Source organism: Dapis brunnea BLCC-M229 (assembly GCF_050015995.1).
Lineage (GTDB): Bacteria > Cyanobacteriota > Cyanobacteriia > Cyanobacteriales > Microcoleaceae > Trichodesmium.
Map to the genome: position 1 here is coordinate 22,789 of NZ_JBNHEP010000282.1, position 23,164 is coordinate 45,952.

Genomic DNA, 23,164 nt, shown 5'->3' on the forward strand with positions numbered 1-23,164 from the left:
AGGTCATTCCACATTACGTCGCCTGACCGACGGCTCCCCCAGACAGTGCTAGTCCAGTAGCCTTATTCTATAGAACCCATTTGGGATCTATTTAGAGATGGGGAGATGGGGGCCTAGATTCTACCTTTTTCCCCTATCCTATTTCTCTCACTCCTGACTCGGTCCTCCTGACTCGGTCCTCCTTTGCCAAAAACCCGCAGGTTTCCAGAGATACACTTAGGGCTTCTATATAGATATAGATATAGTACAAAACTAGTAAAAACCCCAATCAATATTTATTGGTTTTCCCATCCCTCCATTCCCTTGACCAAGAGCGCGGGTCTTCAACCAACCTTGAGATAATTAGGCTTTTTTACTTGAGTCAGGACGAATTAAGTAAGGCTGGATTTTTAGTCAAAGAAACATATCATTTAAAGTCTTTCAATCACTTAGGCTTATTTGTAATATCAAATCAGGTAGCATTGGTGTAATTAGATAAGGATTCAGGAGTCATAACTCAGGAGTCAGGAGGCGCAGAGGTGCAGAGGGAAGAGAATTTAGAAAGATTTGGCAATGACGCTCAGATGGAACACTTTTTTATACCGAACACGAGCAGATTTGATATAATATTCTTTTTTCACGCTTGGTATAATCCCATTGAATTAAGTTAGTACCTTTCTCCCATCAATCTCTGTCGCACACCTTCTGCGATTTTGTGGCCTAAGTATTCTGGAATCAAACTTTCATTTGGCCCTAGAAGATAAAGAATGAGGCGAGTTCGCCCACGCCAAACTAATAAGTTGGCATTAACTACTAGCAAATCTTCCTGCCAGATGGCATACATGACTTTGTAGAATAGACCTGGTTGATTATCGGCTTCAATTAATAGTGCTGGTAGATGAAATACAGGATCAACATAAAATTCTGTTGCTACTTCTTCCAAACCATTATCTAGATTAAATTCTACTGCCAACATTTCTTCCACCTCAAAGTGGCCTGCTAGTGATTCACGGATGGCACGACAAACATTTTCTGAGGTTTTCTCTGTTAATGCTTTGCCCCCCCGAGATATTACTAATTTGATAAAGACCAACATCGGTGGGTAAATTTGTCCATAAAGACTGAGGCTATGAATAGTTAGTCCATAGGCAGCTAATACTCCAAAAATATCACTGAGTAAGAATGATTGATTTCGGTAGGTAAAGTGCAGGGCACTTTTGCTGCTTTCTGGCTTTAACTCTATTACAGCTTGTTTACTTTTATACAGTTGATATGCTAGTTTCAAATTTTGCAGTTGAATATCACTACTGACAAATTGTTCATAAAACTGTGGAAACGCTCGGTTGAAGCGCTTTAGCAGTTCTAATGTTGATGATTTTAAACCCGGAGCCATAATCGAAGAGAGGGAACGGGATATATACTATCTAATAATGTCATCCAATTTCTACTAACTTAACCACGCCTGCATGGGTTTCTGGAAAAATTTGTTTACCGGTTCTGAGCCAATATCTCAGTCTCAAAATTTAGATTATGAAAGATACACAACTATTGGGGGACAAGATGCTTCTTCTCAAGCTGTTCGTTCTCCTGATAGAAGTAATGGGCGTATCTTTTTTAGTACGGATCGAGATATAGATATCTATGAACTCGAAGATCTTTGTAATGCTGTTGGTTGGTCTCGTCGCCCATTGCGTAAAGTCAAAAAGGCCATTCAACATAGTTTTCTTGTGGTCTCTATGTGGCAGATGCGAGGCTCTCAGCGAAGACTGATTGGTTTTGCTAGAGCAACATCTGACCATGCTTTTAATGCCACTCTTTGGGATGTGGTTGTTCATCCTGACTTCCAAAGCAAGGGCTTGGGAAAAGCATTGATGAATTACATAATCAAAAAACTTCGTAGTGAGGATATAAGTAACATTACTTTATTTGCAGACCCTCATGTTGTTGATTTTTACCGAAATTTAGGTTTTATTTCTGACCCAGAGGGAATTAAAGGAATGTTCTGGTATCCAGATTAGCTGTTTTTGAGTTGATTGGGTATGGCTAACTGAGTCATATTATAATTATTGATTAACTTAGAATTTAGATTTTTGAGCTGGGGCATTTTGCCTGGTTTGATTCTTGTCTATGATTGTGCAAAATGGACTAATAGTGAACTTAGTAAGGTTGATTAAAAGTTATTGATTTGTTGAATAAAAATAATAAATACTAATGATTTTTAACTTCAATACTTGAGAAGGAGTTGGATTTAGGTGCAAATCTAGGCCATATAAGTAGCATCTATCTCAATAAATAATTTATAGGATTTTTGCCCCTAAAAATTTCCTGAACATGCCTACAGGTTTGATTTTGAGGATTTTTTCCAATTTTTTTTTCACAAAGTTTGCACAAAGATAGAAAATTGAGCTATAATGATTTTAGTTCAATCGGGATGTAGCGCAGTTTGGTAGCGCGCCTGCTTTGGGAGCAGGATGTCGCAGGTTCAAATCCTGTCATCCCGATATATAAATAAATAACCATAATTTACCTAAGTCTGAAAATTAAGTATCAGCTTAGGAAAATTTATATCAAGGTTGGTTTAAGACTATTGCTCTCGATCAAAGAAGTGTAGTATAGGAAAACTAATCTATCAATCTTGAAAGTTTTCACAGTAGTGTCTTAAGCTACAGGAAATAAAGCTGCTGGGCTAGGATTGTCTAGAAGCTCCTTCCCATTGGCAACTTACTGTAGAGTGAGCGTAAGACCAGAAAAAAATTCAGCCCATGATCCTGGTTCTTCAGGAAGAGGATGTAAATTATAATAAGTTAACCAAACCTAGTACTCGACCAAACCAAAATTGCTGGGTAAGGGTTAGTAAGTTGTGAGTAGTGAATCGTTAGTGGTAAAAATATTACCAGGCAAAGTTTACTTGGTAGACTACTAGTTTGATGTCAAAAAATTGGCAAAACTTGAGGAAAATTATTTTATATAATGCTGTAAGTTAATAAGTATCCTCAATCCAGCTATCTTGGAATATTAAGCTCTAAGCTCTCTTATTTTTTCAGCTTCAGCAAATGAAATATTTATGTTATACTAGGTTATAGTTATTATGATTTGGCCATAAAGTATAAATTATACTCTTAATTAATGATGTTTCCAAATTTAGTGACTTGGTAAATCTACCATAGATTATTGTCGAGCTAGGATAATAATTTTTGTATATTTCTTATGGCTGAATAAGAAAATAATTTAATTTTATGATTAACGATAAATCAGATTAAGGTTAAATAATTGAATGGTTTAACTTTCAAAAGAATAAATAATTTTTTGACATTAATAAAAATATAGTTAGATAGATGTTTTACTAATAGTAAATAAAGATTAGGAATCTAATTTTTATAGAATAAACTGTTTTCATAATTGCCCTGATATCTGTATTTGAAAAAGATTAAATCATATTAATTAGTTGCATATTGGACGAAAAACTGAAGTTTTTTTTTGATTTATTTTGTGGTTGTTTGATATTCATAGTTTTTGAAATTATAATATTTTAATAAAACAGGAGAATTTATGAAGTCATTAGTTCGCTTAAGTGCAGTGTTAGGAATAGTAGCTAGCACTTTGATAGGACCTTCTCTGAAAGATATGTCTGCATTAGCACTGCCTGAGAAAGAAGTGTTACAGAAGTTAACTCCTGTACCTGTATTTACAATTACCGATCAAAATGGCTCTCCTCTTGTTGCTTCGATTAAAAGAGAAGGTAATGACGATAATTCTTCTGTAGCGGGAGTTTTTATTAGCAAGAGTGATGCAGATGCTTTTGTGAATAAATTAAAAGGAGAAAATCCCGATCTGGCCGCTACGGTTAAGGTTGTTCCTGTCTCTTTAGGTGAAGTTTATGAAATGAGCCAATCTACACAACAGAATGGTCAGAAACTAAAATTTGCTTATGTTCCAATCAAAAGGCAGGTTGAATCTGCTAAGGCTTTACTTGAGCAAAGTGGTCAGGATGTTAACCAGTTTAATGGGGTACCTTTGTTTATAGCTAAGGGGGGACCTGATGATGGATATTTGACGATTCAGCGTGGAGAAAAGCAAGTTATTCCTATGTTTTTTAATAAGGAAGATTTGCAAGGAATGTTGGAGCGGGCTAAGACTCAACAACCTGATGTTTTTTCTTCTGTGAAGATTGAGGTTGTGAATCTTGAGGGTGTAATTAATGCCTTGGAGAAGGATGACGATCCTTTCTTGGAAAAAATTATTTTTATTCCTCCACGGGAGTCTTTGGAATTTGTACAAAAGTTAAAGCAATCTGGTAGTTCTGGTAATTAATAAGTTAATATTCTTGGCGACTACATAGATGGACTTTTCCTCAAAGTGTATGGTTTCAGGTCTAGAACTTTGGCGATGGTATTGTCAAACTAAGGCTGATGCTTTGATGGTAGGTATATCTATTGCTGAGGTTGATTTGTTATTACAGGAGTTTGCTGGACTGGATCGATTAACATTGCGTTTGGAGTCTTTTAAAGATTGGCCTAATATTTTAATGGGTCTCTCTTTAGTTGAGTTGGATAGTCTTTGGCATCGACGTTTGGAGGATAGGGTTCCGCTTCAATATTTAACTGGGGTTACTTATTGGCGGAATTTTTGTTTGGAGGTTGGTTCTGGGGTTTTGATACCTAGACCAGAAACTGAGTGTTTAATCGATCTTGTTGTGGTTGCTAATAATGCTGTTTCGGAGCTTGGGCAAGGAATTTGGGTGGATCTGGGAACTGGTAGTGGGGCGATCGCTTGTGGTTTGGCGGATGTATTGACAGATGCTTCGATTTATGCTGTCGATTGCAGTCCGGCAGCTTTGGCTATTGCTAGACAGAATGCTGTTAAGTTGGGTTTGGCTCATAGAATTAGTTTTTATGAGGGTTCTTGGTGGGAACCGCTGGAGCATCTGCGGGGTAGGGTAAGTGGGATGGTGGCGAATCCTCCTTATATTCCTAGTGGTATGATTTCGACTTTGCAAGTAGAGGTAAGGAAACATGAGCCTCGCTTGGCTCTTGATGGTGGTATTGATGGTCTAGATTGTATTAGATTTTTAGTTGAAACGGCTCCACTATATTTGCTTTCTGGTGGGGTTTGGTTGGTGGAGATGATGGATGGGCAAGGGGAGATGGTGGCTGAAATGTTGCAAGATAATGGAGCTTATTGTCGGGTTGAGATTTTTCCGGATATTGAGGGTGTAGATCGGTTTGCTATGGCTTTTTTGAAGTAGCAAATATTATTTTCTTAAGCTTCAAAAATTTTCACGGGGTAACTGGTTGGAATAATTTAATTTGGAGCTAAAATCATTTTCTTAAGCTCCCTGGGTGGGAGGTTTGTTGTGCTAGGAATTGTAAGATAGATGATAATTTCAAAAAATTAAAAAACGAAAAACAAAATAAATAAATAAATAATGGGTTGAGTGTTAATTGAGGGTGCAATATCTGGTAATTTAGTGAGCTTTCCTACTGATACTGTACCAGTATTAGCAGCTCGACCTAATCAAACTGATTTGATTTTTCCAGGGAAGGGTCGTAGTCGAGATCAACCTTTGATTTTTACGGGGTAACTGGTTGGAATAATTTAATTTGAAGTTAAAATCATTTTCTTAAGCTCCCTGGGTGGGAGGTTTTTTGTGTCATAGATGCTGGAATTACCTAAAATTTTTCAAAAAATTAAAAAATGAGTTTGATTATTGAGATTCTAATTGGGGGGAAATATCTGATAATTTAGTTAACTTTCCGACTGATACTGTATTAGCACTGGCAGCTCGACCTGACAAAGCAGATTTAATTTTTCAACTGAAGGGTCCCAGTCAAGATCAACCTTTGATTTTAATGGGGCTAACTGGTTGGAATAATTTAATTTGAAGCTAAAATCATTTTCTTAAGCTCCCTAGGTGGGAGGTTTTTTCTGCCAGACATGCTAGAATTACCTAAAATTTTTCAAAAAATTAAAAACCGAAAAATAAAATAAATGAGTTTAGTATCTATTGAGACTCTAATTAAGGGGGCCATATCTGGTAATTTAGTAAGCTTTCCTACTGATACTGTACCAGCATTAGCAGCTCGACCTGACAAAGCAGATTTAATTTTTCAAGCTAAGGGTCGCAGTCAAGATAAACCTTTGATTTTGATGGGGGCAACTGCTGAATCTTTGTGGCCTTATGTTTGTGGGAGTGATGAAAAGTTACAGTTATGGCAAGGGGTGGCTAAAGAGTATTGGCCTGGTCCTTTAACTTTGGTGTTGCCTGCTGCGGAAATAGTGCCTAGGGTAATGAATCCTGTTAATCCAACTACAATTGGACTTAGGATTCCTAATTGCGATATTGCTAGAGAGATAATGGCTAAAACAGGGCCTTTAGCTACTACGAGTGCTAATTTATCTAGTCAGCCGACTTTGGAGCGGATGGCTGAAATTAATGCTCAATTTCCAGATGTTTTGGTTCTTTCGTTGTCCCAGAATGAGGAGATGATGTCAGGTTCAGGAGTTCCTTCGACTGTTGCTAAGTGGAATGGAATTGCTGGTTGGGAAATCTTGCGTCAGGGGGCGGTAAAGTTATAGCGCTACGCGCAAGTCAAAAGTCAAAATTCAAAAATCAAAAGTAATCCATGATGCTCGGAGAGAGCATTTATAAATGTCCGCGCCCTATTTGCATAGTGCTATAAAATTTTAAGGTAGTGTTAAAAAATTTAGTATTTTTAGTGGCATGGCTGGGAACGATTTTATTTTTTTGGCATTAGGATTTGGATTTGGGTTAATAGCTAGTAGGTTATGGTCTAGGCAAGAAAGTCAGAATTTATCAATGTCTTCTGTAGTGTCATCTCCTGAAGAATCTAATTCTGATTCTGAGCAGCTAGAGAATATTTTAGAGCAACTCAAAAATACTCAACTAGCATATCAAATGGCTTCTGAAATGAGTAAGTTTAAGGCTGGTTTTTTGGCTCGAACTGCTCATGAGTTGCGATCGCCAATTAATAGTATGATTGGTGGATTGCAGTTAGTTATTTCTGATTTAGCTGATGACCCGGAGGAGGAGCGTGAGTTTGTGAAGCAAGCTTATAATTCTGCTTTGAAAACTTTGGGGTTATTGGATGAGATTATTTATGTGGCTAAAACTGAACATGGGACTGAGAGGGTAAAGATAGAGTCGCTGCAGCTAAGTCAGGTGTTTGAGGCGGTGGAAAATTTAACTTATATGCAAGCTGCTAATCGTAGTATTCGTTTGCAAATATCACCTCCTGAAGGAGATGTTTATGTTTTGGCGGATGAGTCTCGTCTGAAGCAGGTTTTGGTGAGTTTGATTGATACTGCGATCGCCCAAATGGATGAAGGTAGTGTGAATGTTTCTGTTCATTCTGCTGAGGAATCTGGTTATGTTCATATTTGGATTGACGATCAACGTCCTATTAGTGCGTGGAGTGAGTCTTGGGATTTACTCAAAAATAATTTTGAGGAGAAAGCTGAAAAAAACATGACTGCTGATTTCCAGCTTTCTCCTGGTATGAGGTTGTTAATGAATCAAACTTTGTTGGGAATGATGAACGGACGTTTGGAGGTGCTGGCGACTCCTTCTGAGGGTGAGGAGTCTAATTTTAATCGGACTCAATGTTCAATTCTTATGAGTAGAGAGGGTGCTGAGAGTTAAGTTTATGTGGCAAGTAGTGATGGTTGATTTCTTGTTGTTAATTCGATTTCTCCTTCTATGGGTTGATTGTGTAATATCATTGTTGTGGTTTGATTGTGTTGAAATCCGATTCGTTTGTAGAAGTTTTGTTGATAGGTTGTCATTAGGTAAATTCTTTCTACATGACACATTCGTGGATGACTTAAAATTGTCTCAACTAATTTTCGTCCTAGTCCTCCTCCTTGATAGTTTGGGTGAATTACTATATCCCAAATTGTACCTCTGTATACGCAATCTGATGTGGCGCGACCAAAACCTATCATTGTTTGATTATCCCAGACACTGACGACTGGATTACTGTTGGTAATGGCTATTTCTAAGTCTTCTATTTTTCTATTTTTTGCCCAAATTGCTGCTGAGTTAAATAATGCTACGAGTTGGGAAATGTCTACTTTTGAATGACCTTCGTAGAATTGGATATGACGGTAATCTCTGGTAGTGTTTTTCATCTTTTTTAGTCAGCTCTCTATAGTTTCAATTTACTCAATCAATTCTTTTGATTTTTGTCTATTTATGTTTAGATTGAATATTGGTTGGGGCTAACTTTTATCTAGATTTAAGTATTTTTATATGCTTAAAAATAGATAAAATTAATAAATTATTTTGATTTTTTTTGAGTTTTTTGTAGTGTGGATTATTTGACTTACCTCCTTGTTTTTAAGTTTAGTAATATATATTTTATTGCTGAACTATTTTGTATAATATCATTCTTTTTTCTAATAATCAATATGTTTTTTATGTATTTTTTTGTTAAGGTTTTATGAGAATGTGGAATTAAATTAAGCTATAATTATATATGTAAAATATTAATTTTTTGTGTAATTATTTACGATTTTTGAGTAAATACTAATTATAATAGTTGCGATTACTCTTGATACATTCTCAAACTTATTCTGATACCAATTTACTTTAAAGATGTCACAAATAGTTTCAAATTTTAAATGTCAAATAATTGTCTCAAACCTTTCTCTTGTCAAAGTTTTTAGCCTATCCAATCTAACTTCTGAATTCTGAATTCTGAATTCTGTGAAATGGTATTAGTATAAGAATTTAAATTTTAAGTTTTAATTTTTGACTAAAAAATAAGGTCAATAGCTTCCCCTTGGATAGGGGATGAAAAAAATAAACTTCACTCACTATTTCAAGCTTCTGGCTTCATTTAGAGGTACTGATAACTGATAACTGATAACTGATAACTGAAATGACTTTAGCTAGATTGAGTGGTAATGAATATTTGCTGTTTTTTCTAGAAACAGATTTGGACTTGATGTTCGATAGAAAAAACTGTCCTACTAGAAAATGGAAACGGAGTGGGAATGTTTCATACTGGTAGAGTGTTTTGGATAGAGTGAAAAATATAGGAACTATGAATTTTTGTAGTGATAATGTGACTGAGGTGTGCCCAGAAATTATGGCTGCTCTGATCGCTGCCAATGAAGGATCTGTGATGCCTTATGGTGCGGATGAATACACTCAACGGTTAGAAGCTAAATTTTCATCAATTTTTGAAACTCCTGTAACAGTTTTCCCTGTTGCTACGGGATCTGCCGCTAATGCTCTGGCTTTATCGGCAATCGCTCCTGGTTATGGAGCTATTTATTGTCATGGTGAATCTCATATTAATGTGGATGAATGTGGTGCCCCAGAATTTTATACAGGTGGTGCGAAACTGGTGACATTAAATGGTACAGATGCTCAAATTAATGCTTCTGATTTGAGCAAAATACTAGAAAAAGCAGGTGCAGGTGTAGTACATTATGTTCAACCTGCGGCAGTTAGTATTACCCAAGCGACAGAAGCGGGAACGGTCTATTTACCTGAAGAGATAGATGAGATTGCTAAAATAACTCATGCTCATAATTTATATCTGCATATAGATGGGGCGCGTTTTGCTAATGCTGTTGTGAGCTTAGACTGTGCGCCAGCGGATATAACTTGGCGAGTGGGGGTAGATGTACTGTGTTTTGGTGCAACTAAAAATGGAGCAATGGCAGCAGAAACGGTAATCTTTTTTAATCAAGATTTGGCAAAAACATTTGCTTATCGTCGCAAACGTAGCGGTCATTTATTTTCAAAGATGCGATATTTGTCAGCTCAGTTGGAGGCTTATATTACTGATAATTTATGGCTAAAAAATGCTACTCATGCTAACCAGATGGCAACTAAGTTAGCTCAAGGTTTGGTAAAGTTACCTTTGGTAAGGTTGTGTCATCCTGTGGAAGCGAATGAAATTTTTGTAGAAATTCCTGAGTCTGTACTTAATGGTTTGAGAGCTGATGGTTTTCAGTTTTATGTTTGGCAGGAAGGAATTTTCCCGATAATTCGACTTGTCACTGCTTTTAATACCAGATATGAAGATGTTGATGCTTTTTTGAAAAGTGTTAAACGTCATTCTGTAGAAAAGAGAGAGTAGGGAGTAGGGAGTAGGGAGTAGGGAGTAGGGGGAAATAATTGATTTGATTTTTTATTATTAGATATCTCCGAAAAAGAATAGGCTTCTTGCTCTTAGAGGTAACAGGGATATATATTTTCAGGAAAAAGTTATAAAAAAGGATTTTTTCTCGTAAATTTGGCGGAATTTAGCTAGTTTTATATAATGCTTTAAGTCTCGTTATTTATTTTCTGGAGATGTTTATTGGAGATTTCTAATAGACATCTAGTGAATAAAGATATAGACTTTTTGGGCATAGTAGGCAACAGGGAAAGTATTTTTAGCCAATGGAATAGAAACTGGAAACTGTGGTAAGTTTGGTGTCTCATCTCCAGTAAAATATAACTTAAGTCAATATATATTGTTAAGCAAATGTAATATGAGCAAAGTTCTAGCTATTCTAGGGGAATTAAGCGATCGTGACATTGATTGGATGATTGCCAATGGTAGTAAAGAAAAAATTACTACTAATACTATATTAATTAATGAAGGCCAACCAATTGATGCCCTTTATATTGTGCTGGATGGGACAATGAAAGCTTATCTATCTGCGCTTGGGGATAAAGAAATTGGGATTGTTGTTGCTGGTGAAGTTTTGGGAGAGATGTCTTTTGTGGATGGTCGTTTACCATCTGCTACTGTAAAAGCAATAGAAGATAGTTTAGTTCTATCAATTTCTAAACAAAAATTAAATGAAAAACTAGAGCAGGATGTATTATTTTCTCTCAGATTTTATCGAGCAGTTACTAAGTTTTTATCGAGTAGATTACGCGGTACTGTTACACGCTTTAGCAATCGTCCAGAGGTCGTATATCCAGATAGTCTGGAGAATCAGAACATTGAGACAGGAGTAGAAAATAGTGCTTTAGCTAGGTCTAGATATGAAACATTAATGGTCCGTCTTAAGGGTACTTAAATGTAATTAAGTCCTTGATTAGTTGAGGCCGGCGAATACCACGCTTAGTTAAATACTTATTATTAAGATATGAGGGGGAGAGGGAGTAGGGAAGAAATTGAAATACATCCAGCCCCTTGGCTTTAGGCTGAAGAGGATATCAAATTAATAGATATATCTGAGAAAGAATGGACTTTTTGTAGAATTAGGCATTCATGCAAGAGATTTTCGCACAATTAAGTACAAAAAAAAATTTTTAGTGTGACTTTTACAACAGTCGTTGATGTAGAGAGCTTGTATGCAATGTCTCTACAATAGTTTTAGATCAGACTTATAGAACCCATTTAATATATATTTAAAGAGAGAGGGTTTCTTTGTATAATACCAATTTCCATGTATTAAGGCTATATTTTGGTCACACTTCAGTTATCAAGTAATTAATACAGGGAAAATAACTTATTCCCTAATTGTTAGGCAGTTAATGTTAATTATTATTATGTTTACCGAGAAATCAAGGTATAAAGCTTGTCCATTCATGGATAAAGAAGCGGTCGTTTGCGGAGCATTCCGAAGGATGGGATGGCGAGGTCTCCCGCTCTTTCAGAGCCGCTCCGCTTTTCATGTCGGCGACAGCCGAAACGCCATATCCAATCTACTAAGAGAGAAAAAAAATTCCTTTTAGCCAATCCTCTTCTTTATAAGAATAGGTAATTATTAATTATTAATTATTCGGCGTTGCTGAAATACGGTATGATTTGATCATTTGGGATTGTTTGAACTACTTGTGAATATTAACTGTTCCCAGTTAAGTGTTCCCTGTTCCCTATTACCGATAAACTTACTTTCATACCTTAATTCAGCAATGCCAATTATTCATTATTCATTATTGAATTCTCGCTATCGGACGTTGCATGCAACGTCCCTACCCACTCCCTTACTCCTCTACTCAAGAAAGTATAGAAAAGTTTTTGAGAAATGGTATAAGTCCTAACCAAATCAGTTCTATATAATTTCTGGAGATGTCTAATGTTTAACTTGAAATTAAAAATCTGAAGATGTTGGAATTTGATGAGAGTGAAAATCAAGATAAGTTGGATCGGTTAATTATGGGTCATTGTCTAGAACTTGCCCGAGGTGCTTTGGGAAAGACTGCCCCTAATCCTTTGGTGGGTTGTGTGATTACTAAAAATGGCCAAATTATGGGTGAGGGGTTTCATCCTGGTGCTGGTCATCCTCATGCTGAAGTTTTTGCTCTTAGAGAGGCGGGGGAAAAGGCTAGAGGTGCTACTGCCTATGTTAATTTAGAGCCATGTAATCATTATGGAAGGACGCCACCTTGTACGGAAGCTTTAATTGCAGCAGGTGTAGCAAGGGTAGCGATCGGAATGATAGATCCTAATCCTCTGGTTGCAGGTGCTGGTGTGGCAAGGTTGCGGGATGCTGGTATTGAAGTATTAGTCGGAGTATTAGAGGCGGAATGTCGCGAACTAAATGAAGCTTTTATTCACCGAATGCTTTACCATCGTCCTTTCGGAATTTTGAAATATGCGATGACTCTTGATGGCAAAATTGCTACTACTACAGGTCATAGTTCATGGGTGACTTCTCAGGAAGCGCGGAGTGAAGTGCATAAGTTACGGGTTGCTTGTGATGCTGTGATTATTGGAGGTAATACGGTTCTGCGAGATAACCCATTTTTGACGAGTCGCAGGAGTCGAGATGATAATCCTTTGCGGGTGGTTATGAGTCGCAGTTTAGATTTGCCTACAGAGGCTAATTTATGGGATGTTAGTGAGGCTGAAACTTTAGTATTTACGGAAATAGATTCTAATCGAGAATTTCAGAAATATTTGAGGCAAAAAGGGGTGGAAGTGGTGGAAACTTCGACTTTAACTCCAGCAGTGGTAATGGCTAATCTCTACGATCGCGGATTTCTTTCTGTACTTTGGGAATGTGGGGGGACTTTAGCTGCGAAGGCGATCGCTGATGGTGCAGTGCAAAAAATCTGGGCTTTTATTGCTCCGAAAATTATTGGTGGGGAAATAGCACCTTCACCTGTAGGGGATTTAGGATTAACTAAAATGACAGAATCTTTGGAATTAGAAAATGTTAGTATGCGTGTTGTTGGTTGTGATTATTTATTAGCAGGTTATTTGCAGCAGGAAGAGGAAAAAACTTGAGTTTTTTTGATCGGAGAATCATCTGAAGGTAATAAGGTGGTAAGGATACCCTGAATAATAAACAGGTATTATATCATCTGCGGATGAACAGTTATAAATAATTAGGCAGTCTTCAGGAGTCAGGAGAAAAGAATGTATCAGGAGAAAAATATTTTTTTCTCCTGCTATTACAGCGCTTTTCAGTTGAGTAGACCACTAAACTCATTGTTAGGAGTTAGTATAAAAGCCCTCGTTCTTCAAATTATGACTGAATAAATATACGATACTTAGGGTTTCTGGAGGAGACTGTGGTCTATCAAGGATGAAAACTGCAATTTGAGCGATCGCTCAAATTACTCAAGATGATGCTGTGGGTTGATTCTATTCATTGTGGTTTATTCATATGAAAACTGCTGTAAAGGTATAGCTCCATATCTACCTTTAATATAATCAGTTTAAAAACTTGCATCATTTCTTACTTTGTATTCAACTAAAGAATATAGATCGGTTGCGGATTTTACAGTGCTTTTCACTTAATAACCTCAAGTCATATCATGTCCGGTAGCATCGGTATTGTATAGCAAAGGTAGGGAACAGGGAACACAGAAGAGGGAACACAGAAGAGGGACGAGAGGGAGGAAGGTTTAAGAGCCAGAAAAAACTTAAATTTCTTGTTGATCTTTACGCTAACTTTTACACAAACGATATAAACGGACATGATATCACAACCAAAAACCACTAGGGACGTTCCATGTAACGTCCCTAATGTGGTGTACCCAGATGAAAACCACTGTAATATTATTTTAAGTTGAGATTTTATCCTCTTAGGAAGAAATCATCTTCACCAATAGATGGGGTATTAGTCAGATTAGCAAATTCACCACCACTGCCAAATTCTGCTTCTGTACCATTAACATTGTAGAACAATTTGCCGTTGTTGCTGTTGTAAACAATGACTGCTGAAGATGTTTCGGCATCAGAGTCACTGGTAACTATGTCAAATTCAGCATTCACACTAAAACCTGTTCCTGAGTCACTGGTGATAGCTGTAAATGTACTTTTGTCTAGCAGAATTATATCTTGTTGTGGCACAAAGTCGGTGATGGTATCTATTCCCACATCTGCTGGCGTAAATTCATCAGTCGTATTGAAAATAAAACGGTCAATACTTGCTCCTCCAATGAGAGTATCGTTACCTGCACCACCATTGAAACGATCGCGACCCTGACCGCCAATAAGAGAGTCGTTACCATTGCCACCAAATAGGCGATCGTTGTCTTGACGACCTTCTAGGGTATCATCGCCGTCTTTTCCATAGAGGAAGTCGTTACCTCGACTACCAATAATTTGATCGTCACCACCACGACCATTTATAGTGTCATTACCTGCCAGACCTATAATAGTGTCATTACCACCTGCACCATTGAGGACTTCGCTTTCAGGAGTGCCAGTAATTTCTTGTGGAGTTTGCACTTCCACTGCGCCAATATCAACCCCCTCGCCTACTAAACGCTGTTCACCACGTTGGTCTGTGGTAAGTGAGTTGGGGTTACTACCTGCATCAATAGCGGGACTATTGGAGAGAGGTAAATGTGTCAAGGTGGGGCCACCGTTATCAGCTAGGTCTCCAAGTAGAGGGTCGGTGACTCCTGTTTGGTCGTTTTCACCGTTGAAGTCATTGATGGTGTTACCTGTACCAATAAGATTATTGTCGCCACTGGTAAGAGTATTGCTATTTTCTGCGGAGTCAAAGTCACTGTTAATATTACCAGAGATAATACTAGAAGTTACAGTGGCATTGGCGTAAAAGGTATAGCTGTTGGAGTTACCATCATTGTCAAAAATCTCAAGAGTTCTTGTTTTTTGGAGAATACCACTTCCTAAGTCTGAAGGAGTTTCATTACGAATAATTGTACTGTTGCTGATGATAGCCGTACCTGAGTTGTAGATACCACCACCACCGTTGGATGCTGAATTACTACTAATAGTGCTGTTGCTGATATTGGCTGTACCTCCAGTATTAGTAATCCCTCCACCACCGTTAGATGCTGAATTACTACTAATAGTGCTGTTGCTGATATTGGCTGTACCTAAATAGTTAATAATACCACCATAAGAATTGTCACTAATAGTGCTGCTGATGATATTGGCTGTACCTGAGTTATTGATTATGCCTCCACCACCAGAAGAGGCTGAGTTACTACTAATAGCGCTGTTGCTGATATTAGCTATACCTGAGTAGTTAAGAATACCAGCACCAAAACTTGATGAATTGCCACTAATAGTGCTGTTAGTAATACTTACTGTACCTGAACTATTAATAATGCCTCCACCAGAAGAAGATAATCCGGAGTTATTACTAATAATGCTGTTACTGATACTTGCTGTACCTCTGTTGACAATCCCTCCTCCTCCACTTGCGGAATTACCAATAATAGTGCTGTTACTGATACTTGCTGTACCTATGTTGTAAATTCCTCCACCACTACTGGTGAAATCTCCTACATTTCCACTAATAGTGCTGTCGTTGATAGTAAGTTTACCTGAATTGTAGATTCCTCCACCAGAAATACCATCAGTTACAAGTCCACCAGTGATTTCTACATTATCCAACTCTAGGGTAGCATCTTCCAAAACATGAAACACTCTATTGTTGATTCCACTCTCCAAAATAAAAAAAGCAAAATCATCGATTTCTACTTCACCCCCAGCATCAATAACAGCTTGTTCCTCTCCCTCAGAAATAACTGTTATTTCTCCACCTCCAGCAACAATATCTAAATCTCCGGTAGCAGCAGCATCTTCGTCACTACCTGCAATAGTCAAATTATATGTTGACCCTGCTGTCAGTTGAATAGTGTCATTTTCCGGGGTACTGTTCGCTTCAATAATTGCTTCCCGCAGAGAAGTCACACCATCACTATCATCCACTACATCATTAGTAGTATCCACCACAATATTTGCCAAAACCCCTGCGTAACTTGCCCTAACTTCTGGTGTGAATGCCAATGCTGACTTAAGTTGACCAAATATTACTTCTAAATTCCAGTTACCACCTCTGCTCACATTTCCTGTCAGTGTTTCCGAGGCAGCAATATTTGCTCCAGTTAGTTGATGCAGTTGTCGAACAAATTCTCTACCTTCCTTACCACTTGCTACCTGACAACCATAAATCAATATTTCCGCCTCAGCAGATAAACATTTACCCCACTGCTGAATACTCTCAGCATATAGATGAATATTCTCTAAATTCAGGATACTGTTTCCCAGATACAAAGCACCTTTTGCCCCATGAGAAATAATATGAACTGTATCCACATCAAAGCATTCACTCAGACTTTTAGATATTTGGTCTATACCATTTTGATTTGGTTGTAGGATAACTATTTTTGTCTGAGGGTCAACTTGTGAGATTAGATTATGGTAGTTTTCTACCTTGGAGTCGATAAATAATAGTTTGGTCTGATTCATAATTCATAGGATTTTTGAGGATAGCTATAAAATTTTAGCATTAACTTACACTATTTTCTAATATAACTGCCTACAGCGCTTTTCAGGTAAATGACCTCACGTCATAACCAAAACTTTGTAGGGACGTTCCATGTAACGTCCCTACTGTGGTGTACCTACACGAAAACCACTGTAATATTATTTTAAGTTAAGATTTTATCCTTTCACGAAGAAATCATCCTCACTAATAGATGGGGTATTAGTCAGATTAGCAAATTCACCACCACTGCCAAATTCTGCTTCTGTACCATTAGCATTGTAGAACAATTTGCCGTTGTTGCTGTTGTAAACAATGACTGCTGGTGAGGTTTCGGCATCAGAGTCACTGGAAACTATAGCAAATTCAGTATCTACACTAAAACCTGTTCCTGAGTCACTGGTAATAGCTGTAAATGTACTCTTGTCAAGTAGAATTATATCTTGTTGTGGCACAAAGTCGGTGATGGTATCTACTCCTATATCCTCTGGAGTAAATTCTTGATTGGTATTGAAAATAAAACGGTCAATACTTGCTCCTCCAGTCAGGGTATCGTTACCAGAACCACCGCTGAAGCGATCGCGACCCTGACCACCAAGGAGAGAGTCGTCACCATTACCACCAAAGAGATGGTCGTTGTCTTGACGACCTTCTAGAGTATCATCGCCGTTTTTTCCATAGAGGAAGTCGTTACCTTGACTACCGATAATTTGGTCATCACCACCACGACCATTAATAGTATCATTACCTGCTAGACCTGTAATAGTGTCATTACCATCTCCACCATTAAGGACTTCGCTTTCAGGAGTACCAGTTATCTGCGGTAAATTTTGTAATTCCACTGCACCAATATCAACTGCTATGCCTACAAATCGTGCTTCCCCTCGTTGGTCTGTGGTAAGTGCGTTGGGATTACTACCTGCATCAATTACGGGACTATTAGGGAGAGGTAAATGGGTCAATGTAAGGCCACCATTGTCAGCAAGCTCTCCAAGTAAAGGGTCAGTGATACCTGTTTGGTCATTGTCACCGTTGAAGCTATTGATGGCATTACCTGTACCAATTAGATTATTGCCACCACTGATAAGAGTATTGTTATTTTCTAAAGAGTCAATGTCGCTGTTAATATTACCAGAAACAATGCTAGAGGTAACAGTAGTAGAGGCGTAATCATATCTGTTGTAGGAATTACCACGATAATAAAATCCCTGAGAACTAGCTTTTTGGAAAATGCCACTTCCTGAACCTGAAGGAGCTTCATTACGAGTAATTGTACTGTTGCTGATGATAGCTGTACCAGCTAAATTGTAGATACCACCACCAAAAAATGCCGAATTACCACTAATGGTACTATTGCTGATACTGCTTGTACCTAAGTAGTTATTGAACCCACCAGCACCATAAGATGCTGAATTATTACTAATAGTGCTATTGTTGATACTTGCTGTACCTGAGTTGTTATTGATACCACCTGCAAAAAATGCTGAATTACCACTAATGCTACTATTGCTGATACTTGCTGTACCTAAGTTGTTATTAATACCACCACCACTAATAAATGCTGAATTATCACTAATAGTGCTATCATTGATATTAGCTACTCCTAAGTAGTTATTAATACCGCCACCATAAGATGCTGAATTGTTACTAATAGTGCTGTTGCTAATATTAACTGTACCTGAGTTATTTGTTATACCACCAATACCATAAGATGCTGAATTGTTGTTACTAATAGTGCTGTTACTGATATTAGCTGTACCTGAGTTATTTGTTATACCACCACCATAATTATTACTAACAGTGCTGTTGCTGATATTAGCTGTACCTGAGTTATTTGTTATACCACCACCATAATTATTACTAACAGTGCTGTTGCTGATATTAGCTGTACCTGAATTGTTATTGATAGCCCCCGCAATATCAAAAAAATCTGAATTTTCAGTAATAGTGCTGTTACTGATACTAACTGTACCTGAGTTGTAGATACCACCACCAGAAAATCCTGAATTGTCACTAATAATAGTGTTATTGCTGATCTCAGCTGTACCTGTGTTGTAGATAGCTCCACCACCATAAGATGCTGAATTTTCAGTAATAGTGCTGTTGCTGATACTAACTTTGCCTGAGTTGTAGATACCACCACCAACAATTCTTGTGTAGTAGTAGATAGCATAATCATTTCTAGCTTGATTACCACTAATAGTGCTATTGCTGATACTAACTGTACCTGAGTTGTAAATGCCTCCACCATTGGTACCAGTGACAAACCCATCAGTTACTTCTACATTTTCCAACTCTAGGGAAGCGTCTTCCAAAACATGAAACACCCTGTCATTGATACCTGTTTCACCTCCAGCATTAATAACAGCTTTTTCTTCTCCCTCAGAAATAACTATTATTTCTCCACCTCCAGCAACAATATCTAAATCTCCTGTGGCGGCAGCATCTTCGTCACTACCTGCAATAGTCAAATTATATGTTGACCCTGCTGTCAGTTGAATAGTGTCATTTTCCGGGGTACTGTTCGCTTCAATAATTGCTTCCCGCAGAGAAGTCACACCATCACTATCATCTACTACATCATTAGTAGTATCCACCACAATATTTGCCAATACCCCGACATAACTCGCTCTAACTTCCGGTGTGAATGCTAATGCTGACTTGAGTTGACCGAATATTACCTCTAAATTCCAGTTACCACCTTTACTAACATTCCCAGTCAGTGTTTCCGAGGCAGCAATATTTGCTCCTGTAAGTTGATGCAGTTGTCGGACAAATTCTCTACCTTCCTTACCACTTGCCACCTGACAACCATAAATTAATATTTCCGCCTCAGCAGACAAATATTTACCCCACTGCTGAATACTCTCAACATATAGATGAATATTGTCTAAACTCAAGATACTATTTCCCAGATACAAAGTACCTTTTGCACCATGAGAAATAATATGAACCGTATCCGGATAATGGCATTCACCAAGACTTTTAGATATTTGGTCTATACCATTTTGATTGGGTTGTAAGACAACTATTTTTGTCTGAGAGTCAACCTGTGAGATGAGGTAATTATAATTTTCTACCTTGGAGTCGAGGAATAATAGTTTTGTTTGACTCATAATTAATTAATTGTTTTTTTTGATATTACAATTGTCGCGGGATGATAGGCAAATTTGCATGAGCTGAAATTATCGATCAAACCTCATCCTTAAGGACAGAGTTTGATAAACAAGGAAAAATTTTTTCGCAACTCCTTGAAATCATCCCATGATTGTGCAAGGCCGTTTTTTTTTTGTTTTGTTGTCCAGCCTGATATATTTCTGAGTTGCCATAAGGTTATGCAGTTTTTTGGAGCCAAAAAATTCTAAATTTTATTAACCTTAAGTTAACCATAAGTACATTTACTCAACACCAAAAAATTAATTTTTCTAACGTGCCATATTTAGTGTAAAAATTAAAATAGAAATAATAGATTTCTTGCAGAAGTAATATCTAAGTCCGGATGAAAAGTCGTCATTGCGACGACAGGAAGCAATCTCCTAAACCCTTGAAATTGCTTGCTTCTACGAGTTCCAGTCGCAATGACTTTGGATATAGTAATTATCTGGATTTGATATAAGTCAAAAGTTAAAAGTTAAAAGTTAAAATTAAGAGAAATTGATAACTGATAACTGATAACTGATATGTAGATACAGTTGTTAAATTACGATAAACCATGAATGTACAAACAGTTGTAACTAAACCATTTAGCGACCAAAAACCAGGCACTTCTGGACTCCGCAAAAAAGTGCCAACTTTTAAAGAACCCAACTACCTAGAAAATTTTATTCAGTCTATCTTTGATAGTTTAGAAGGTTTTTCTGGTCAAACATTTGTGCTTGGTGGTGATGGTCGCTATTACAACCGTCAGGCAATTCAAATAATTCTGAAAATGGCAGCTGCTAATGGAGTGGGTCGAATGTTAGTGGGTCAAGGTGGTATTCTTTCTACTCCTGCTGCTTCCTGTATTATTCGTAAAAATCAAGCCTTTGGTGGTATAATCCTTTCTGCTAGTCATAATCCAGGTGGACCAGAAGAGGACTTTGGTGTTAAGTACAATATTAGTAATGGTGGCCCCGCTCCAGAAAAGGTGACAAGTGCCATCTATGAACGTAGTAAAGTTATAGATAGCTACAAAATCATCGAAGCTGAGGATATTAACTTAGACCAACTGGGTAGTCAGAAGTTAGGGGAAATGACTGTAGAAGTTATTGACTCTGTAGCAGACTACGCTGAGTTGATGGAATCATTGTTTGATTTTGGCAAAATATCAGAACTACTAAAGTCTGGTAAGTTTCGGATGTGTATGGACTCATTACACGCCGTGACCGGACCTTATGCGAAAGATATTTTTGAGCAACGGTTAGGCGCTCCCACAGGTACAGTACAAAATGGTATACCTCTGGAAGATTTTGGTGGTGGGCACCCAGACCCTAATTTAGTATATGCTCACGACTTGGTAGAAATCATGTTTGGTGATAATGCTCCCGACTTTGGGGCTGCTTCTGATGGGGATGGCGATCGCAACATGGTTTTAGGTAAGAATTTCTTTGTTACTCCTAGCGATAGTTTGGCAATATTAGCTGCTAATGCTAAGTTAGTTCCTGGATATAGTTCTGGTTTAGCTGGTATTGCCCGTTCTATGCCAACTTCAGCAGCAGCAGACCGAGTAGCGTCTAAAATGGGTCTGGACTGTTATGAAACTCCAACGGGTTGGAAATTTTTTGGTAACTTATTAGATGCGGACAAAGCTACTCTTTGCGGTGAAGAAAGCTTTGGTACAGGATCTAATCATGTGCGGGAAAAAGACGGACTTTGGGCAGTATTGTTCTGGTTGAATATTCTGGCAGCACGGCAAGAGTCAGTAGAAGATATTGTTAAAGAACACTGGAAAACTTACGGTCGCAACTATTATTCTCGCCATGACTATGAAGGGGTAGAAACCGATAAAGCTAATACCCTAGTGGACAATTTACGTTCCCTATTACCTTCTTTACCAGGAAAGCAATATGGTCAATATGAGGTAAAATATGCTGATGATTTTAGCTATACAGACCCAATAGATGGTAGCGTGAGTCAGAAACAGGGTATTCGTATTGGTTTTACTGATGGTTCTCGCATTGTATTCCGACTTTCAGGTACAGGAACTCAGGGAGCAACTCTACGTTTGTATGTTGAAAGTTATGAGCCAGATGCTACTAAACAAGACCAAGATACTCAGGAAGCTTTATCTCCTCTAATTAATTTAGCAGATGAAATTGCTCAAATTAAGAATCTTACAGGCAGGGAAAAACCAACTGTAATTACCTAATTTATAAGGCAGGAAGTAAGAGGTTCATTATTAGACATCTGGTGAAAATTAAAAATCAAATTAATTATCATCCAGAAATTATCTATTCTTTCTTCCTGTTCCCTGTTCCCAGTTAAGTGTTCCCTGTTCCCTCTTTTCCGGAGATGTCTATTGGGAGTGGAAGTTATAGTCATTTTAAATAAGAATGAAACATGTTTTTTAGCTGAAACCCTTTGACAGTAAGAAATCCTTGTCTCAGTCTAAACTAAAATGACTATACGCTTAACTTCCACTAAATATTTGATATTTTATAGATATTGATATTAGGAGTGACATAATTATGCTCGAACCAGCAAAAACTGTAGAGTTATTTCAGAAACAACCAGGAGATAAAACTTTTTCTCCTGGTGATGTGATTTTTGAAGATGGACAAAAAGGTGATGTAATGTATGGAGTTATTGAAGGAGTGGTCGAGTTATTTGTTAATGGTCAAGTTATTGAAACAATTAAAGCAGGTGATGTTTTTGGAGAGGGAGCGCTAGTACATGAAGAACATACTCGCGCTTCTACTGCTATTGCTAAAACAGAATGTAAATTAGCTGATATTGACCAAGAACGGTTTTTATTTGCAGTTCAGGAAACACCTATGTTTGCTCTTTATGTAATTAGGAGTTATTCCGATCGTCTGCGTCGCTTAAAACTTTCTCTCTAGTTGTTATACTAAAGATATTTTGTTAAAAATTTATCTTAAGGAAAAAAGGCTTTAGTGATACCAATTCACTTTAAAGATGTCACAAATAGTTTCAAACTTTAAATGTGAAATAATTTCCTGAAGTTACTGTATAGTAAAAGTTTTGAGCCGATAAAATCTAACTTTTGACTTTTAACTTCCGTGAAAGGGTATTATCTAGGAGAGAAGGAACAATTGGATGGGGATACTGTCACGCCACCGCTCCGCGTCTTATAACCCCAACCAATTGTACACACTGTTTAGACAATGGGATATTACAGCACTTTTGAGGATAATGAGGTACAGTTTAAGTTCAATACTAATCTCTTTTCCCTATTCCCTCCATACCTAAACTCGTAAAACTTTGTACCTCATCAACTCCAAAACTACTGTAAACCCATAAATGACCGAAAAAATGGGTTTCAAGCCTCCCCCTTTTAGGGGGACTTTCCTCCTTG

The 23,164-nt window shown here is 37.6% G+C and carries 16 protein-coding genes and 1 tRNA gene; 13 read left to right on the plus strand and 4 right to left on the minus strand.

The genetic code is table 11. From position 1 onward, the window contains the following. Positions 1-646: 646 nt before the first annotated feature. Positions 647-1,372, minus strand: coding sequence for a hypothetical protein (locus ACP6PM_RS32360; RefSeq protein ID WP_426590959.1), 726 nt, complete (start codon positions 1,370-1,372; stop codon positions 647-649). A 73-nt stretch (positions 1,373-1,445) separates the two neighbouring features. On the opposite strand from ACP6PM_RS32360, the gene ACP6PM_RS32365 reads away from it, so the two are divergent. From ACP6PM_RS32365 to ACP6PM_RS32395, 7 genes are all read left to right on the plus strand, one after another. Continuing rightward, positions 1,446-1,997 carry a GNAT family N-acetyltransferase gene (locus ACP6PM_RS32365; RefSeq protein WP_293100318.1) on the plus strand — a complete coding sequence of 184 codons (552 nt, stop codon included), beginning with the start codon at positions 1,446-1,448 and terminating at the stop codon, positions 1,995-1,997. Positions 1,998-2,406: 409 nt separating this feature from the next. After that, positions 2,407-2,480, plus strand: a tRNA-Pro gene (locus tag ACP6PM_RS32370). 1,048 nt (positions 2,481-3,528) lie between these two features. Further along, positions 3,529-4,290: a Tic22 family protein gene (locus ACP6PM_RS32375; protein WP_426590960.1), complete on the plus strand. Its 762-nt coding sequence runs from the start codon at positions 3,529-3,531 to the stop codon at positions 4,288-4,290. Between the two features lie 49 nt (positions 4,291-4,339). Then, positions 4,340-5,224 (plus strand): peptide chain release factor N(5)-glutamine methyltransferase, encoded by an 885-nt coding sequence (prmC, locus tag ACP6PM_RS32380; protein WP_426590961.1) that lies wholly within the window; start codon positions 4,340-4,342, stop codon positions 5,222-5,224. Positions 5,225-5,413: 189 nt separating this feature from the next. Continuing rightward, positions 5,414-5,560, plus strand: coding sequence for a hypothetical protein (locus ACP6PM_RS32385; RefSeq protein ID WP_426590962.1), 147 nt, complete (start codon positions 5,414-5,416; stop codon positions 5,558-5,560). A 407-nt stretch (positions 5,561-5,967) separates the two neighbouring features. Next, positions 5,968-6,555 carry an L-threonylcarbamoyladenylate synthase gene (locus ACP6PM_RS32390; RefSeq protein ID WP_426590963.1) on the plus strand — a complete coding sequence of 196 codons (588 nt, stop codon included), beginning with the start codon at positions 5,968-5,970 and terminating at the stop codon, positions 6,553-6,555. A 145-nt stretch (positions 6,556-6,700) separates the two neighbouring features. Next, positions 6,701-7,639: a sensor histidine kinase gene (locus tag ACP6PM_RS32395; RefSeq protein WP_426590964.1), complete on the plus strand. Its 939-nt coding sequence runs from the start codon at positions 6,701-6,703 to the stop codon at positions 7,637-7,639. Between the two features lie 2 nt (positions 7,640-7,641). Here ACP6PM_RS32395 and ACP6PM_RS32400 read toward each other — a convergent pair whose 3' ends face one another. Then, positions 7,642-8,127 (minus strand): GNAT family N-acetyltransferase, encoded by a 486-nt coding sequence (locus tag ACP6PM_RS32400; protein ID WP_426590965.1) that lies wholly within the window; start codon positions 8,125-8,127, stop codon positions 7,642-7,644. Positions 8,128-8,879: 752 nt separating this feature from the next. On the opposite strand from ACP6PM_RS32400, the gene ACP6PM_RS32405 reads away from it, so the two are divergent. The 4 genes from ACP6PM_RS32405 (at position 8,880) to ribD (ending at position 13,184) form a co-directional block, all read left to right on the plus strand. Further along, positions 8,880-9,011, plus strand: a complete 132-nt coding sequence (locus tag ACP6PM_RS32405; protein ID WP_426590966.1) for a hypothetical protein — start codon at positions 8,880-8,882, stop codon at positions 9,009-9,011. A 33-nt stretch (positions 9,012-9,044) separates the two neighbouring features. Beyond that, a complete protein-coding gene (locus ACP6PM_RS32410) occupies positions 9,045-10,091 on the plus strand; it encodes a threonine aldolase family protein (RefSeq protein WP_426590967.1) in 1,047 nt (348 codons plus the stop codon). 397 nt (positions 10,092-10,488) lie between these two features. Further along, positions 10,489-11,025, plus strand: coding sequence for a cyclic nucleotide-binding domain-containing protein (locus ACP6PM_RS32415; RefSeq protein ID WP_426590968.1), 537 nt, complete (start codon positions 10,489-10,491; stop codon positions 11,023-11,025). 1,034 nt (positions 11,026-12,059) lie between these two features. After that, positions 12,060-13,184, plus strand: a complete 1,125-nt coding sequence (gene ribD / locus ACP6PM_RS32420; RefSeq protein ID WP_426590969.1) for a bifunctional diaminohydroxyphosphoribosylaminopyrimidine deaminase/5-amino-6-(5-phosphoribosylamino)uracil reductase RibD — start codon at positions 12,060-12,062, stop codon at positions 13,182-13,184. A 795-nt stretch (positions 13,185-13,979) separates the two neighbouring features. Here the strand turns inward: ribD and ACP6PM_RS32425 are convergent. Together ACP6PM_RS32425 and ACP6PM_RS32430 are read right to left on the minus strand one after the other, a co-directional pair. Then, entirely contained in the window at positions 13,980-16,634 is a 2,655-nt protein-coding gene (locus ACP6PM_RS32425; RefSeq protein WP_426590970.1) for a DUF4347 domain-containing protein, read from the minus strand. A gap of 195 nt (positions 16,635-16,829) precedes the next feature. Continuing rightward, entirely contained in the window at positions 16,830-19,766 is a 2,937-nt protein-coding gene (locus ACP6PM_RS32430; RefSeq protein WP_426590971.1) for a DUF4347 domain-containing protein, read from the minus strand. Between the two features lie 596 nt (positions 19,767-20,362). Here ACP6PM_RS32430 and ACP6PM_RS32435 point away from each other — a divergent pair. Both ACP6PM_RS32435 and ACP6PM_RS32440 read left to right on the plus strand, forming a co-directional pair. Beyond that, entirely contained in the window at positions 20,363-21,997 is a 1,635-nt protein-coding gene (locus ACP6PM_RS32435; RefSeq protein WP_426590972.1) for an alpha-D-glucose phosphate-specific phosphoglucomutase, read from the plus strand. A 319-nt stretch (positions 21,998-22,316) separates the two neighbouring features. Beyond that, positions 22,317-22,688 carry a cyclic nucleotide-binding domain-containing protein gene (locus tag ACP6PM_RS32440; protein ID WP_426590973.1) on the plus strand — a complete coding sequence of 124 codons (372 nt, stop codon included), beginning with the start codon at positions 22,317-22,319 and terminating at the stop codon, positions 22,686-22,688. Positions 22,689-23,164 lie beyond the last annotated feature (476 nt).

Bases quoted from the DNA above. Each gene is read 5' to 3' on its own strand.
- ACP6PM_RS32360 (WP_426590959.1), bottom strand. From the start codon at position 1,372: ATGGCTCCGGGTTTAAAATCATCAACATTAGAACTGCTAAAGCGCTTC.
- ACP6PM_RS32365 (WP_293100318.1), top strand. From the start codon at position 1,446: ATGGGTTTCTGGAAAAATTTGTTTACCGGTTCTGAGCCAATATCTCAG.
- ACP6PM_RS32375 (WP_426590960.1), top strand. From the start codon at position 3,529: ATGAAGTCATTAGTTCGCTTAAGTGCAGTGTTAGGAATAGTAGCTAGC.
- prmC (WP_426590961.1), top strand. From the start codon at position 4,340: ATGGTTTCAGGTCTAGAACTTTGGCGATGGTATTGTCAAACTAAGGCT.
- ACP6PM_RS32390 (WP_426590963.1), top strand. From the start codon at position 5,968: ATGAGTTTAGTATCTATTGAGACTCTAATTAAGGGGGCCATATCTGGT.
- ACP6PM_RS32395 (WP_426590964.1), top strand. From the start codon at position 6,701: ATGGCTGGGAACGATTTTATTTTTTTGGCATTAGGATTTGGATTTGGG.
- ACP6PM_RS32400 (WP_426590965.1), bottom strand. From the start codon at position 8,127: ATGAAAAACACTACCAGAGATTACCGTCATATCCAATTCTACGAAGGT.
- ACP6PM_RS32405 (WP_426590966.1), top strand. From the start codon at position 8,880: ATGACTTTAGCTAGATTGAGTGGTAATGAATATTTGCTGTTTTTTCTA.
- ACP6PM_RS32410 (WP_426590967.1), top strand. From the start codon at position 9,045: ATGAATTTTTGTAGTGATAATGTGACTGAGGTGTGCCCAGAAATTATG.
- ACP6PM_RS32415 (WP_426590968.1), top strand. From the start codon at position 10,489: ATGAGCAAAGTTCTAGCTATTCTAGGGGAATTAAGCGATCGTGACATT.
- ribD (WP_426590969.1), top strand. From the start codon at position 12,060: ATGTTGGAATTTGATGAGAGTGAAAATCAAGATAAGTTGGATCGGTTA.
- ACP6PM_RS32425 (WP_426590970.1), bottom strand. From the start codon at position 16,634: ATGAATCAGACCAAACTATTATTTATCGACTCCAAGGTAGAAAACTAC.
- ACP6PM_RS32430 (WP_426590971.1), bottom strand. From the start codon at position 19,766: ATGAGTCAAACAAAACTATTATTCCTCGACTCCAAGGTAGAAAATTAT.
- ACP6PM_RS32435 (WP_426590972.1), top strand. From the start codon at position 20,363: ATGAATGTACAAACAGTTGTAACTAAACCATTTAGCGACCAAAAACCA.
- ACP6PM_RS32440 (WP_426590973.1), top strand. From the start codon at position 22,317: ATGCTCGAACCAGCAAAAACTGTAGAGTTATTTCAGAAACAACCAGGA.